The sequence below is a fragment of the Rhodococcus sp. IEGM 1354 genome (assembly GCF_030056855.1).
Lineage (GTDB): Bacteria > Actinomycetota > Actinomycetes > Mycobacteriales > Mycobacteriaceae > Rhodococcoides.
This window is the reverse complement of the sequence record NZ_JASHKT010000005.1, coordinates 18,672-31,437: the sequence shown is the minus strand read 5'-3', so window position 1 is coordinate 31,437 and position 12,766 is coordinate 18,672. Positions and strand designations below refer to the sequence as shown.

Here is a 12,766-nt window from a genome sequence, read left to right as displayed (position 1 = left end):
CCATTGAAACAGCTCAGACGGTTCGAGGTGGACTCGTCCGGCCATGTCGCGTCACCGACTAGCGTGATACGTGTGTTCTGTGCCGCGGCCCTGGTGCCCTCTCCGCCGTTACTGGTCCCCGAACTGATGGGCCGGGCAGCCGCCGAGGCAACCGAGCTTCGGGCCGCTGCTGTCTCTGCCGTCGAGCAGCTGTCCTCGGTGGCCGACCGGTGGCTGGCGGTCGGAGTCGACGACGGCGAGGGGCGGTACGACGAGACGACGGTCGGCACCATGCGTGGGTACGGTGTCGATGTCGAGGTGCGGCTGTCCGGCTCGCCGGCACGGTCCGGGCCGGACCCCGAGTTGCCGCTGGCGGTTCTCCTCGCCGGCTGGCTGCGCGGTGCGGCGGCGGCCGACGGGGCCATCGAGGTCCGCACGGTACCCGCGGACGCGAGCGCGCAATGGTGCTCGCAGGCCGGGGAGGAACTGCGCCGCGAACTCGACGTGTCGGACGGCAGGTGGGGAGTGCTGGTGCTGGCAGACGGCGCGAACACCCTCACCCCGAAGGCACCGGGGTCGTTCGACTCGCGCGCCGCGGACGTGCAGCGTCACATCGATGATGCTCTCGCCACCGCCGACGTCGACGCCCTCACGGAGCTCGACGAGGACCTGTGCGCAGCCATCGGTGTTCGGGGCCGGCCGGCCTGGCAGATGCTCGCAGCACTCGCGGGAACCGACGCCGTGTCGACGACCGAGCTGTATCGGGGCGCACCGTTCGGTGTCGGATACTTCGTCGGAGTCTGGTCCCGTGGCTGACGGAACCGACGCGACTGCCGGGGATTCGGCCACGACACCGGTGGCGGTGATCGGACCGACTGCTGCAGGCAAGTCGGATCTGGCGCTGGACCTGGCCGAGGATCTGGGCGGGGAGATCGTCAACATCGACGCGATGCAGCAGTACCGGGGGATGGACATCGGTACCGCGAAACTGGCCGTATCGGAGCGCCGGGGCATCGCGCACCATCAGCTCGATGTGCTCGAGGTCACCGACATCGCGACGGTGGCGCGTTACCAATCGGCTGCCGTCGCCGACGTCGAGAACATCCGATCGCGTGGCCGTCGGCCGATCATCGTGGGCGGTTCGATGATGTACGTCCAATCTCTGCTCGACGAATGGGCCTTTCCCGCCACGGACCCGGTAGTCCGAGCCAAATGGGAGGCGGTGCTCGAACGCGACGGAGTCGACGCGATCCACCGAGCTCTCACGGAGGTCGATCCGGACGCTGCCGCGTCGATCCTCCCCACGGACGGACGGCGAATGGTGCGGGCCTTGGAAGTGGTCGAATTGACCGGTCGGCCGTTCGCGGCCTCGGCCCCCGTCATCGGTGAACCACGTTGGGGCACGGTGGTGCTCGGCGTCGATCGTGACACTGCGGAATTGGACGAGCGGATCGATCTGCGTACTCGGCGCATGTTCGATTCCGGGTTGCTCGACGAGGTGGAAGGACTGTTGGATCTGGGTCTGCGCGACGGGGTGACGGCCTCACGGGCGATCGGATACGCCCAGGTGCTCGATGTGCTGGCCGGGGAGTACGACATCGACCATGCTCGGGAGCGGACGTTCATCGGTACGAGGCGCTATGTGCGCCGCCAGCGATCGTGGTTCCGACGTGACGAACGAGTGCGGTGGCTCGACGGCGCATCGCCCACCCTGCGGTCGGATGCGCTGTCCGCGATCGAACTCGCGTAGGTCGGTCCCCGTAGACTCGCCGACATGGAATTCGCCAAGGGCCACGGAACGCAGAACGATTTCGTCGTGCTGCCGGATCCCGGTGCCGAGCTCGAACTCACCAGGTCGGCGGTCGCGGTGCTGTGTGATCGACGGCAGGGGATCGGTGCCGACGGGATACTGCGCGTCGCGCGCGCCGGGGTGCTGCGTGACGCGGGTGTGCTCGATCGAATCCCGGCCGGTGTCGAAGCCGACGACTGGTTCATGGACTACCGCAACGGTGACGGCACCATCGCCGAGATGTGCGGAAACGGGGTCCGAGTCTTCGCGCACTACCTGCGAGTCCACGATCTCGAGCAACGCGACCAGTTCGTGGTCGGCTCTCGCGCAGGCGCACGTGCGGTGACGGTGCATTCGTACGACGAAACCGATGCCGATGTGACCGTGGCCATGGGCGATGTCACCCTGCTGGGTTCGAGCTCGACGACCCTGGCCGGTGCAGCGTACGAGGGGATCGGCGTCGATGTGGGGAATCCGCATCTGGCCTGCGTCGATCCCACGCTGAACCGCACCGGGTTGCAAGCGCTGGACTTCACGGCTCCGCCGAGTCTCGATTCAGAGTTCTTTCCCCACGGTGCGAACGTCGAGATTCTGACCCGGCTCGACGACGGCGCAGTCGAGATGCGCGTCTTCGAACGCGGCGTCGGAGAGACACGCTCGTGTGGCACCGGAACCGTCGCGGCGGCCGCTGCCGCGCTCAGTTACGAGGGGCTCGAGACCGGAGACGTGAGTGTCGGTGTGCTCGGCGGCCGGGTCCGGGTGGCCATCGACCACGTCGGTGCCACCCTGCGCGGACCGTCGGTACTGCTCGCCCGGGGAGAGGTCGACGACCGTTGGTTCGCCGGTCGGTCCTGACCGGCGAACCGGCTCTGAGCGAAACCCGCGTGCACACGCTGGGCTTTTCGTGGATCATGGGGGTTGTATGACGAACTCACATGAAACATCTCCTGCGGGCGAACCGGTCGACCATGATGCCGACGGTTCACCCGATACCGAATCTGCATGGACCCGCGAGGAGTCCGACGCATGGTCGAGGCGGCTGGCGCGCTCACCCCTCGACGACGACTCCCCGTCCTCGGGCGATATGCAACTCGAGGAGCGCACCGCGCTGCGCCGAGTCGCCGGACTGTCGACCGAGCTCGCCGACGTCACCGAGGTCGAGTACCGGCAGTTGCGCCTCGAACGCGTCGTACTGGTCGGAGTATGGACCACCGGTACCGCGGCACAGGCCGAATCCAGCATGACCGAACTGGCCGCGCTCGCCGAGACTGCAGGCTCCGAAGTACTCGAGGCGCTGATGCAGCGTCGGGACAAACCCGATGCGGCAACCTACATCGGCTCGGGTAAGGCCAAGGAATTGCGCGACATCGTGCTCGCGACCGGGGCCGATACCGTGATCTGCGACGGCGAACTGACGCCCGCCCAGCTCAATGCGCTGGAAAAGGTCGTCAAGGTCAAGGTGATCGATCGAACCGCACTGATCCTCGACATCTTCGCGCAGCACGCGACGTCACGAGAAGGCAAGGCACAGGTCGCCTTCGCCCAGATGGAATACATGTTGCCCAGGCTCCGCGGCTGGGGTGAATCCATGTCGCGTCAGGCCGGTGGACGCGCCGGTAGCAACGGCGGCGTGGGTCTTCGTGGACCGGGTGAGACGAAGATCGAGACCGATCGCCGACGCATACGTGAGCGCATGGCCAAGCTCCGCCGTGAGATCAAAGGCATGAAGCAGGCACGCGACACCAAACGCGAGCAGCGGCTCAGTGGCACGGTGCCGTCGATCGCGATCGTCGGATACACCAATGCGGGCAAGTCGAGTCTGTTGAACGCGCTGACCGGTTCCGGTGTGCTGGTTCAGAATGCGCTGTTCGCGACCCTCGATCCGACGACGCGTAAGTCGACGCTCGAAGACGGCCGCGCGATCGTGCTCACCGATACCGTCGGATTCGTCCGGCACCTGCCGACCCAGCTGGTCGAGGCCTTCCGCTCCACGCTGGAGGAAGTGACCGACGCCGACCTGCTGCTGCACGTGGTCGACGGCTCCGATCCGCTTCCGATCGATCAGATCAAAGCAGTACGCGAAGTGATCACCGAGGTGGTCCGCGAGCAGGACGCGAAGATGCCACCGGAGTTGTTGGTGGTCAACAAGATCGATGCCGCAGATCCGGTCCAGCTGACGCAGTTGCGTGGCCTGCTCGACGGCGCACGATTCGTCTCGGCCAAGACCGGTGAAGGCATCGATGCACTGCGGGATCACCTCGGCGACATTCTGTCCGAGCCCGATGTGTTGGTCGACGTCCTCGTCCCGTACACCCGCGGCGATCTGGTCGCCCGGATCCACACCGACGGCCGAATAGTGCAGTCGACACACGAGGCGGACGGCACACGCGTCGAAGCCCGTGTGCCGCAATCACTTGCGGCCGCCCTCGTCGAGTTCACCGCGACCGTACCCAGCGCCTGAGTTCGGTGAATCCGCGCGCAGTGGTGCGTGGTGGTGCCGCGGCTGCGCTCGGCACGGCGATCGTGCTGACCTGTGCATCGACTGCCCTGGCCGCGCCGGTCGACGTTGTGACCTACTGTCTACCAACCGATCCCGGACTCGAAGAGCTGTCCGGTGCGACGGTGCTCGACGGCACCGTGTACGGGATCGGCGACAGCGGTGCCGATGATCGGGTGGCGGTGCTCGACGCGAACTGTGCGGTGCAGCGCTGGATCGATGTTCCCGTCGACCCGTACGACGTGGAGGACATGGCGTCGTACGACGGCTCACTGTGGTTGGCCGACATCGGCGACAATCAGTTGCGCCGCGACACTGTGGCACTGACGCGAATGGACCCGACGACGGGCGAGGGCGAACTGCACCGGCTCACGTACCCCGATGGCGCACACGACGCCGAGACACTGCTCATCGAACCCGGCGGTCGGCCGGTGATCGTCACCAAGGAACTCTCGGGTGTCAGCGGGGTGTACGTCCCTGCCGGAGACGAATCCGTCACCGATCTGAGCAGTCCGGGCCCGACGCCGCTGCGCAAGGTCGGTGAGATGGCTTTTACGGCCACCGGTACGGCCGGTGGGCCGCCGTTCGTGGTCGGCTCGATCCTGGCGACCGGGGGAGCGGTGAGTGCAGACGGATCGACCGCCGTGGTGCGCACGTACACCGATGCGTATGTGTTCCTTCCGCCCGACGGGGACGTCGCGTCGGCGCTGGTCGACCCCACCTCACCCCGAGCCGTCCTCGCGCTACCGGCTCAGCCGCAGGGCGAGGCGGTGGCGTTCCTGGGCGACGGTTCCGTTCTGCTCGCGTCGGAAGCCGGGTTCGGACCGACCGACGGAACGCTGCCGCCCATTCTGAAGATCCCGAACGTGACCTCGGTGGAGCTGTCGACACCATCGTCCGCCTCGGCTGCGCCGGCGTCGCCGACCCGTGATCCTGCGGTTCCCGCACAGACGACGACAGCGACGGACTCGGAATGGGAATTCCGAGCTGCCGTCGCTGCCGGGGTGGTGCTGATCGCCGGAGCGGTGGGATTCACCGTCCGGCGATCGATGCGCTCTGGTTAGGCGTCCAGATCTGATTCGACGAGTGCGACCACCTTGTCGAGAGTTGCCTGGTCGTCACTGGTGACGGTGACTTCGGTGCCCTTGGTGGCACCGAGTGTCATGATCATCAGGGCCGAACCTGCATCCACCGGCTCCGAGTCGGCCACTGCGAGGGTGACGTCCACGCCGGCTTCGGCGACGGCGTCGGCGATCAGTGCTGCGGGACGAGCGTGCAGACCGATCGAGGATCCGACGGCGACTGTGGTGCTGGGCATGAGCTGCTCCTTCGTAGTGGGTTCGTTGCGATCGTATCGAGTGTCAGACGGTGGCGAGTGCCGGGTCGAGTTCGGCGTCCGTCGGTGCGTTCTTGCCCTTGATGAACTGCTTGGCGGAGACCACCAGGAATGCGGAGACGATGGTGCCCACGGCCAGCGAGACGATGAACCACAGGATGTTTCCGATGGCGAAGAACACGAAGATCCCGCCGTGGGGCGCGCTGAGGGTGACGTTGAAGGCCATGATCATGGCACCGGTGACTGCGCCGCCGGCCATCATCGAGGGGATGACGCGGAACGGATCGGCCGCGGCAAACGGAATTGCGCCCTCGGAGATGAATGCTGCTCCGAGGAACCATGCAGCCTTACCGTTCTCGCGCTCTGCCTCGGTGAACAGACGCGAGCGAACGGTGGAGGCCAGTGCCATGGCCAGTGGCGGCACCATTCCGGCCGCCATGACCGCTGCCATGATGCGCAGTGATGCGGTGTCGGTGACCGACAGGCCTGCGGTTGCGAAGGCGTAGGCCGCCTTGTTGACCGGTCCGCCGAGGTCGAAGCACATCATCAGGCCGAGAATGATGCCGAGGATGATGACCGAGGAACCGCTGAGTCCGTTGAGCCAGTCGGTCAGTCCACTGGTGATCGCGGCGAGCGGCTTGCCGAGCAGCAGGAACATGATCGCGCCGACGATGAGGGTGGCGAACAGCGGGATGATGACGACGGGCATCAGGCCACGCAGTACTGAGGGGATCTTCCACTTGCTGATCCACAGTGCGACGAAGCCGGCGATCAGACCACCGACGAGACCGCCGATGAAGCCTGCACCCACCAGCACGGCCACCGCTCCGGCGGTGAATCCTGGTGCCAGACCTGGCCTGTCGGCGATGGCATAGGAAATGTAACCGGCCAGCGCGGGCACCAGGAAGCTGAAGGACAGCGCGCCGATCTGGAACAGCACGGCACCGAGGTAGGCGGCGATTCCGCCGTCGGGCAGCGAAGTGATGGAGTTGTTGACGACGATGTCCTCGGCGACATCCTTGATCTCGTACCCGCCGAGCAGGAAGCCGAGGGCGATCAGCAGACCACCGGCGGCGACGAACGGAATCATGTAGCTGACGCCGGTCAGCAGGATCTGACGCAGTCGAGTGCCCCAGCCGAGTTCACCGGCAGAGTCGGTGGAGCCGGCAGCGACGGCGGTGCCGCCGACGCGGGCAGCATCCGGGTTGAGAGCCGCGCGGAGCGCTTCGGTGACCATGACGTCGGGCTCGTTGATGGCGCGCTTGACGCCGGAGGAGATGACGGGCTTACCGGCAAATCGTTCGCGGCCCTTGACGCCCACGTCGGTGGCGAAGATGACGGCCTCGGCACCGGCGATGAGTGCGGGATCGAGGGGCGTGCTGCCGCTCGAGCCCTGAGTCTCCACGTGCACTGTCACGCCGGCGCGCTCGCCTGCGGCGACGAGCGAATCCGCAGCCATGTAGGTGTGCGCAATTCCGGTGGGGCACGCGGTGATTGCCACGATGTGCTTGGGCGAGGCGGTCGTTGCCGTCTCGGTAGTGGCTGCGGGCGCACTGTGCTTCGCGGTGTCGACCGGCGCAGCTGCGGCGGTTGCTGCAACCGGCTTGGCGGCCGGGTTGATGACGCCGTCGACCAGCGAGACGATCTCGGTGGGCGAGGACGCGTTGCGTAGTGAGGTGACGAACTCGGGCTTGACCAGCGCACGGGCCAGGCTCGAGAGCAGCTTCATGTGGGCCGAACCGGCACCGGCCGGTGCAGCGATGAGGAAGACGAGGTCGGCGGGGCCGTCGGGGGCACCGAAGTCGACCTTGGGGTTCAGGCGTGCGAAGCCGAGCGAGGCGCTCGTGACCGCCTCGGAACGGCAGTGCGGAATTGCGATGCCGCCGGGCAGGCCGGTGGCCGACTGAGCTTCGCGAGCCAGTGCTGCGTCGCGCAGGGCGTCGGTGTCGGTTGCGCGACCCGCGTCTGCCAGAACGCCTGCGAGGCGTTCGATGACGGCAGCTTTGGATTCGCCCAGATCGGCGTCGAGGAGGATCAGATCCTCGGCGATGATCGGCTGATCTTCGGTGGGGCTGGACATGGGGGCTCCTAGAGACGGTTCGAGGAAGGGGAGAGCGTGGACGGGGTGACGGACGTGGAGATGTCGAGCGCGCGAACCGTTACCGAAGTCGGATGGGTCTGCTCGGGCAGGGGAAGCGTGGTGCCTGGAAGTGCGGTGGCTGCCGTTCCGTAGGCGACGGCGCGGCGAAGTTTGTCTGCGGCGGAACAGTTTTCGACGTCGGCGAGAATGTAGCCGGCCAGTGAGGAGTCTCCTGCGCCGACAGTGCTGACGGCGGTGATCGGAGGTGGGCTGGCGTACCAGGCACCGCCCTGGGTGACCAGTACTGCTCCGGCGCTGCCGAGGGTCGCGAGTACGGCGCCCACTCCTCGACCGAGGAGAATGGTTGCTGCGGCGACGGCGGCCGACGGATCACCCTGTGCCGCCGCGCTTTCCAGTTCCTCGGAATCGTACCCGGTGAGTTGGGCGAGTTCCTCCGAATTGGGCTTGATCAGGTCGGGCGCCGATTCCGGAAATCGATCCGCGAGAGCGAGCAGCGGCTCGTCGGAGGTGTCCACCGCAACTTTGGTCGTGGTGGCGCGTAGTGCGACGACCAGTTCTGCGTACCAATCGACGGGCAGGCCGGGAGGAAGCGAACCCGACAGCACCACCCACTCGGCATCGACAGCGAGCGTGAGAACCCGGTCTCGCAGTTCGGCGCGCGTCTGCTCCGACACCGTGGCACCCGGCTCGTTGATCTTGGTCGTCGTGCCGCCGATCTCGCTGACGGTGATGTTGGTGCGCGCCGGTCCGGACGTCGGCACTGCCGAGTATCGAACGCCTTTGGCGGACATCGCGTCGAGTAGTGGATCGCCGACGTTGGCCGGGAGTACGGCCAGCGCCTCGACGCCCGATCCGCTGATGACACGAGCGACGTTGACGCCCTTGCCGCCCGGGTCGACGGCCGAGGACGACGCCCGGTGCACGCCGCCGCGGGTCAGGGGTGTTTCGAGCGCGACCGTGCGGTCCATGCTCGGATTGGCCGTGAGTGTGACCATCATGCGATCACCACCTCGATTCCTTTGTTGCTGAGTTGTTTACGGTCTTCGTTCGAGATGTCGCTGTCGGTGACGATGACGTCGATGGTGTCCACTCGGGCGAAACTCACCAGGTGCTCGCGGCCGATCTTGGACGAATCTGCGAGCACGACAACATGATTTGCGGCCTCGACCATCGCGCGCTTGACCGCGGCCTCGTCGCTGTCGGGGGTGGACAGTCCGTGCCCGACGCTGATGGCATTGGTGCCGATGAACGCGACGTCCACCCGTAGCCATTCGAGGACCCGCAGAGCTTCGTCGCCGACGGCCGCCTGAGTGGTTCCGCGTACACGTCCGCCGAGCAATCGGAGGCTGATGCTCGGCATGGTGGCAGCTCGAGCGGCGATCGGAACGGAGTTGGTGACCATGGTGAGTTCGCGATCGTGCGGTAGCAGCCCCGCCAGGCGGCCGGTGGTGGTGCCCGCATCGAAGACGGCGCTGCCGCCGACGGGCGGAAGGAACGACAAGGCAGCAGCTGCGATCGCGTCCTTCTGGTCTGCGCGGGTGAATTCCCGCTCCGAAACGCCCGGCTCGAGTGTGGTCAGCGCCGAGGCGGGTACTGCTCCACCGTGGACACGACGGACGACTCCCATTCGGTCGAGAGTGGCGAGGTCGCGCCGCACGGTCTCTGTGGTGACGCCGTACGCGGCGGAAAGTTCGTTGACGGAGACGCGGCCGTGTGTACTGATCAGTTCGGCAATCGCGTGTTGTCGTTCTTCGGCGTACACCTGCGTCTCCCTCCCGGTTGATGTTGCTTTATGTTGTTTTACGCCCGTGTGTGTTGACATGTCAAGGCTTTGGAGTAATCTCGGTCACAACACAGGTAAGCAATTGAGTGCGCCACAGCTCGCAGAACAGATGCGATGACCTTTTGTTCACGCAGGATCCGAGGAGGACCACATGACGGGATCGGTTAGCACCGCTTCGACCGGACACGCAGACACGACAGTCGATGCTGCCGGAACCGGAGCAGCGCAGACGACACTGCGCGGGACGCCCGTCGTGCCCGGTGTCGGATACGGTCCCGTCATTCGCCCCGGTGCCCGTCCGTCCATCCCCGCCGATACCGGCGAGGTGGCCGAGGCCGATCGGGAGTCCGAGAAGGCTGTGTTCGATGCAGCGGCGAACGCCGTCGCCACTCGATTGCGCGGACGCGCGGAGCTGGCGACGGGAGCCGCTTCGGAGGTTCTGTCGGCCAACGCCGCGATGGCAACCGACCGCGGATGGCTCGGTGCCGCTCGCGCCTCGATCGCCAAGGGCAGTTCTGCCGTCACCGCAACCGCTGCTGCCACCGAGAAATTCGCCGCCATGTTCACCCAGCTCGGTGGCCTGATGGCCGAGCGAGTGACCGACCTACGCGACATCCGCGACCGCGTCATCGCTGAGATCCTGGGTGTTCCCGAGCCCGGAGTTCCTGTGCCGGCCGAACCGTCGATCCTGTTCGCCGACGACCTTGCCCCGGCCGACACCGCAGGCCTCGACCCCACTCTGATAGTCGGACTGGCGACCTCGCTCGGAGGTCCGACCAGCCACACCGCAATCATTGCCCGCCAGCTCGGCATTCCGTGCATCGTCGCCGTGGCCGGCCTCGACGACATCGCCGCAGGTACGAATGCATCCGTCGACGGAACCAGCGGCCGTATCGACCTCGAACCCGACGCCGACTCGGCCCGCGCTGCGGTGGTCTCCGCCCGTGACGAACTCGACCGAGTGTCCCAGTGGGCCGGTCCCGGTACCACCGCCGACGGCCATGCGGTCGACATCCTCGCCAACGTTCAGGACGGTGCCGGTGCCCGCGCAGCGCGGTCGAGCGCAGCCGACGGGGTGGGGTTGTTCCGCACCGAACTGTGCTTTCTGGACCGCGATTCCGAACCGACCGTGGACGAGCAGGCCGAGATCTACGGCCAGGTCCTCGACGCGTTCGCAGGCAAGAAGGTCGTCGTCCGCACCCTCGACGCCGGTTCGGACAAGCCGCTGAGGTTCGCCACCCATCCCGACGAGGCCAACCCGGCCCTGGGCATTCGTGGCATTCGCATCGCCGAAGCCGACCGCGGCATTCTGTACCGCCAGCTCGACGGCATCGCCGCGGCAGCGAAGGCGACCGAGTCCTCGCCGTGGGTGATGGCACCGATGATCGCCACCGCTCAGGAAGCACAGGACTTCGCCGCGGATGTGCGCGAACGCGGACTGACCCCGGGCGTTATGATCGAGATTCCCGCTGCCGCTCTGCTCGCCGAGCACATCCTCGAGCACGTCGACTTTCTGTCCATCGGTACCAACGACCTGGCTCAGTACACGATGGCCGCCGACAGGATGTCGGCGCAGCTGGCCGGTCTGACCGATCCGTGGCAACCGGCCGTGCTCGCACTGGTGGCGCACACGGCGGCGGCCGGCGCGAAGGTGGGCAAACCCGTCGGTGTCTGCGGCGAGGCCGCCGCCGACCCGCTGCTGGCCTGTGTGCTGGTAGGACTGGGCATCACGTCGTTGTCCGCGGCCTCGGCCGCCGTCGCCCACGTCGGTTCCAAGTTGGCGACCGTGACCCTCGATCAGTGCAAGGCCGCTGCTGCCGCTGCACTGAAGACCGACAGCACCGCTGCTGCCCGTGAGGCAGTGAGCGCGATCCTGGGCTGACGCAATAGTCTCTTCCCATCATGAGAACTATGGGTTGGACGCTGCACGGGAACGGACGAACCGTCGAGGCCGGAGCCGTGGTCGCACCGGACGAACGCTTGTCGTGGCCACGAACTGTCGGCATCGGGATGCAGCACGTCGTCGCAATGTTCGGGGCCACACTGTTGGTTCCGACCATCACCGGGTTCCCGGTCTCGACGACGCTGCTGTTCTCGGGCATCGGTACCGCACTGTTCCTGATCATCACGCGCGGGCGGGTACCGAGCTACCTCGGGTCGTCGTTCGCCTTCCTGGCCCCGCTCGGTGCAACCGCGGCCGACGGTCCGGCCGCGCAGCTCGGTGCCGTTCTTTGTGTGGGCGTCGTGCTGGCCGTGATCGGCTTCGTCGTGAAGTTCGCCGGAGCGCGGGTGCTCGACGCAGCGATGCCGCCCGTCGTCACCGGTGCGGTGGTCGTGTTGATCGGGCTCAATCTGGCCCCTGCCGCGACGACCTCGTTCGAAGCGCAACCGCTCGTCGCGGCCGTCACCCTGGTGGCGATTCTCCTCGCGACGGCAGTCGGTCCCGGACTGGTGGGCCGACTCGGGATCCTGCTCGGTGTCGTGGTGGGCTGGGTATTCGCCGCCGTCACCGGCGGTATCGCGCAACCACGACTCGACGCTCTGAGCGCCGCGAGCTGGGTCGGGCTACCCGAGTTCCGTGGCCCGTCGTTCGAGCTGTCGGTGATTCTGGTAGCGCTGCCGGTGGTGATCGTCCTCGTCGCCGAGAACGTCGGACACGTCAAGGCAGTCGCAGCGATGACCGGAAAGAACCTCGACGACGTGGCCGGTGATGCCCTGATCGCCGATGGGTTGGCGACCACCCTGGCCGGGGCTGCTGGTGGATCGGGAACCACCACATACGCCGAGAACATCGGAGTGATGGCCGCGACCCGCGTGTACTCGACCGCCGCGTACTGGGTTGCCGCGATCACCGCGATCGTGTTGGCGTTCTCGCCCAAGTTCGGTGCGCTGATCTTCACCGTCCCGGACGGTGTCATCGGTGGAGCGACACTCGTGCTCTACGGGCTCATCGGACTGCTCGGCGTTCGAATCTGGACCGATGCCAAGGTGGATTTCACCGATCCGGTGAACCTCACCGTCGTCGCAGCAGCACTCGTCGCCGGAATCGGCGACCTGACGCTCTCCGTCGGATCGGTCGAACTCGGTGGTATCGCGTGGGGATCGCTGGGCATACTCGTCGGATACCCGATCGTCTCGGCGTTGGCCCGAGGGAGAACGACTCGACGACGCTAGCAGGGGCGGTCACGGATCGCGCACGTTTTGGTCATCGACCCCCGGTGCACCGCGAACGTACTGTTGAACCGTGACGTCAGTCGCACCGACGACCGCGCTGTGACACC

At 66.6% G+C, this 12,766-nt stretch carries 11 protein-coding genes; 7 read left to right on the top strand and 4 right to left on the bottom strand.

All coding sequences use genetic code 11. From position 1 onward, the window contains the following. Positions 1 to 72: 72 nt before the first annotated feature. The 5 genes from QM588_RS12235 to QM588_RS12215 all read left to right on the top strand — a co-directional run bounded on the left by QM588_RS12235 (position 73) and on the right by QM588_RS12215 (position 5,329). Positions 73 to 795 carry a class III extradiol dioxygenase subunit B-like domain-containing protein gene (locus QM588_RS12235; protein WP_283313630.1) on the top strand — a complete coding sequence of 241 codons (723 nt, stop codon included), beginning with the start codon at positions 73 to 75 and terminating at the stop codon, positions 793 to 795. Further along, complete coding sequence (gene miaA / locus QM588_RS12230) at positions 788 to 1,729, top strand: tRNA (adenosine(37)-N6)-dimethylallyltransferase MiaA (RefSeq protein WP_283313629.1); 942 nt, start codon at positions 788 to 790, stop codon at positions 1,727 to 1,729. The genes QM588_RS12235 and miaA overlap by 8 nt, the downstream gene beginning before the upstream one ends. A 24-nt stretch (positions 1,730 to 1,753) precedes the next feature. After that, a complete protein-coding gene (gene dapF / locus QM588_RS12225; RefSeq protein WP_283313628.1) occupies positions 1,754 to 2,623 on the top strand; it encodes a diaminopimelate epimerase in 870 nt (289 codons plus the stop codon). 67 nt (positions 2,624 to 2,690) lie between these two features. Next, positions 2,691 to 4,229, top strand: a complete 1,539-nt coding sequence (gene hflX, locus QM588_RS12220; RefSeq protein WP_283313627.1) for a GTPase HflX — start codon at positions 2,691 to 2,693, stop codon at positions 4,227 to 4,229. A gap of 5 nt (positions 4,230 to 4,234) precedes the next feature. Continuing rightward, the gene (locus tag QM588_RS12215) at positions 4,235 to 5,329 is read left to right on the top strand and encodes a hypothetical protein (protein WP_283313626.1); all 1,095 of its coding nucleotides are present in this window, start codon (positions 4,235 to 4,237) and stop codon (positions 5,327 to 5,329) included. On the opposite strand, the gene QM588_RS12210 is transcribed toward QM588_RS12215, so the two are convergent. The 4 genes from QM588_RS12210 to QM588_RS12195 are packed head-to-tail and all read right to left on the bottom strand — an operon-like array spanning position 5,326 to position 9,464. After that, a complete protein-coding gene (locus QM588_RS12210; protein WP_283313625.1) occupies positions 5,326 to 5,583 on the bottom strand; it encodes an HPr family phosphocarrier protein in 258 nt (85 codons plus the stop codon). The two genes, QM588_RS12215 and QM588_RS12210, sit on opposite strands and share 4 nt — an antisense overlap. Before the next feature lie 43 nt (positions 5,584 to 5,626). Further along, positions 5,627 to 7,681, bottom strand: a complete 2,055-nt coding sequence (locus QM588_RS12205; RefSeq protein WP_283313624.1) for a PTS fructose transporter subunit IIABC — start codon at positions 7,679 to 7,681, stop codon at positions 5,627 to 5,629. A gap of 8 nt (positions 7,682 to 7,689) precedes the next feature. Beyond that, positions 7,690 to 8,700, bottom strand: a complete 1,011-nt coding sequence (locus QM588_RS12200; protein WP_283313623.1) for a 1-phosphofructokinase family hexose kinase — start codon at positions 8,698 to 8,700, stop codon at positions 7,690 to 7,692. After that, positions 8,697 to 9,464: a DeoR/GlpR family DNA-binding transcription regulator gene (locus QM588_RS12195; RefSeq protein ID WP_283313622.1), complete on the bottom strand. Its 768-nt coding sequence runs from the start codon at positions 9,462 to 9,464 to the stop codon at positions 8,697 to 8,699. Before QM588_RS12195 ends, QM588_RS12200 begins: the two co-directional genes overlap by 4 nt. Positions 9,465 to 9,636: 172 nt before the next feature. Between QM588_RS12195 and ptsP the strand changes: the two genes are divergently transcribed. Both ptsP and QM588_RS12185 read left to right on the top strand, forming a co-directional pair. Next, positions 9,637 to 11,367, top strand: coding sequence for a phosphoenolpyruvate--protein phosphotransferase (ptsP, locus tag QM588_RS12190; protein WP_283313621.1), 1,731 nt, complete (start codon positions 9,637 to 9,639; stop codon positions 11,365 to 11,367). Positions 11,368 to 11,387: 20 nt separating this feature from the next. Continuing rightward, positions 11,388 to 12,659, top strand: coding sequence for a uracil-xanthine permease family protein (locus tag QM588_RS12185; protein ID WP_283313619.1), 1,272 nt, complete (start codon positions 11,388 to 11,390; stop codon positions 12,657 to 12,659). The last annotated feature ends 107 nt before the right edge of the window (positions 12,660 to 12,766 follow it).

What these genes read in the sequence shown, in the direction of transcription:
- ptsP (WP_283313621.1), top strand. Translation starts at nt 9,637, where the DNA reads ATGACGGGATCGGTTAGCACCGCTTCGACCGGACACGCAGACACGACA.
- QM588_RS12200 (WP_283313623.1), bottom strand. Translation starts at nt 8,700, where the DNA reads ATGATGGTCACACTCACGGCCAATCCGAGCATGGACCGCACGGTCGCG.
- hflX (WP_283313627.1), top strand. Translation starts at nt 2,691, where the DNA reads ATGACGAACTCACATGAAACATCTCCTGCGGGCGAACCGGTCGACCAT.
- QM588_RS12210 (WP_283313625.1), bottom strand. Translation starts at nt 5,583, where the DNA reads ATGCCCAGCACCACAGTCGCCGTCGGATCCTCGATCGGTCTGCACGCT.
- QM588_RS12185 (WP_283313619.1), top strand. Translation starts at nt 11,388, where the DNA reads ATGAGAACTATGGGTTGGACGCTGCACGGGAACGGACGAACCGTCGAG.
- QM588_RS12205 (WP_283313624.1), bottom strand. Translation starts at nt 7,681, where the DNA reads ATGTCCAGCCCCACCGAAGATCAGCCGATCATCGCCGAGGATCTGATC.
- dapF (WP_283313628.1), top strand. Translation starts at nt 1,754, where the DNA reads ATGGAATTCGCCAAGGGCCACGGAACGCAGAACGATTTCGTCGTGCTG.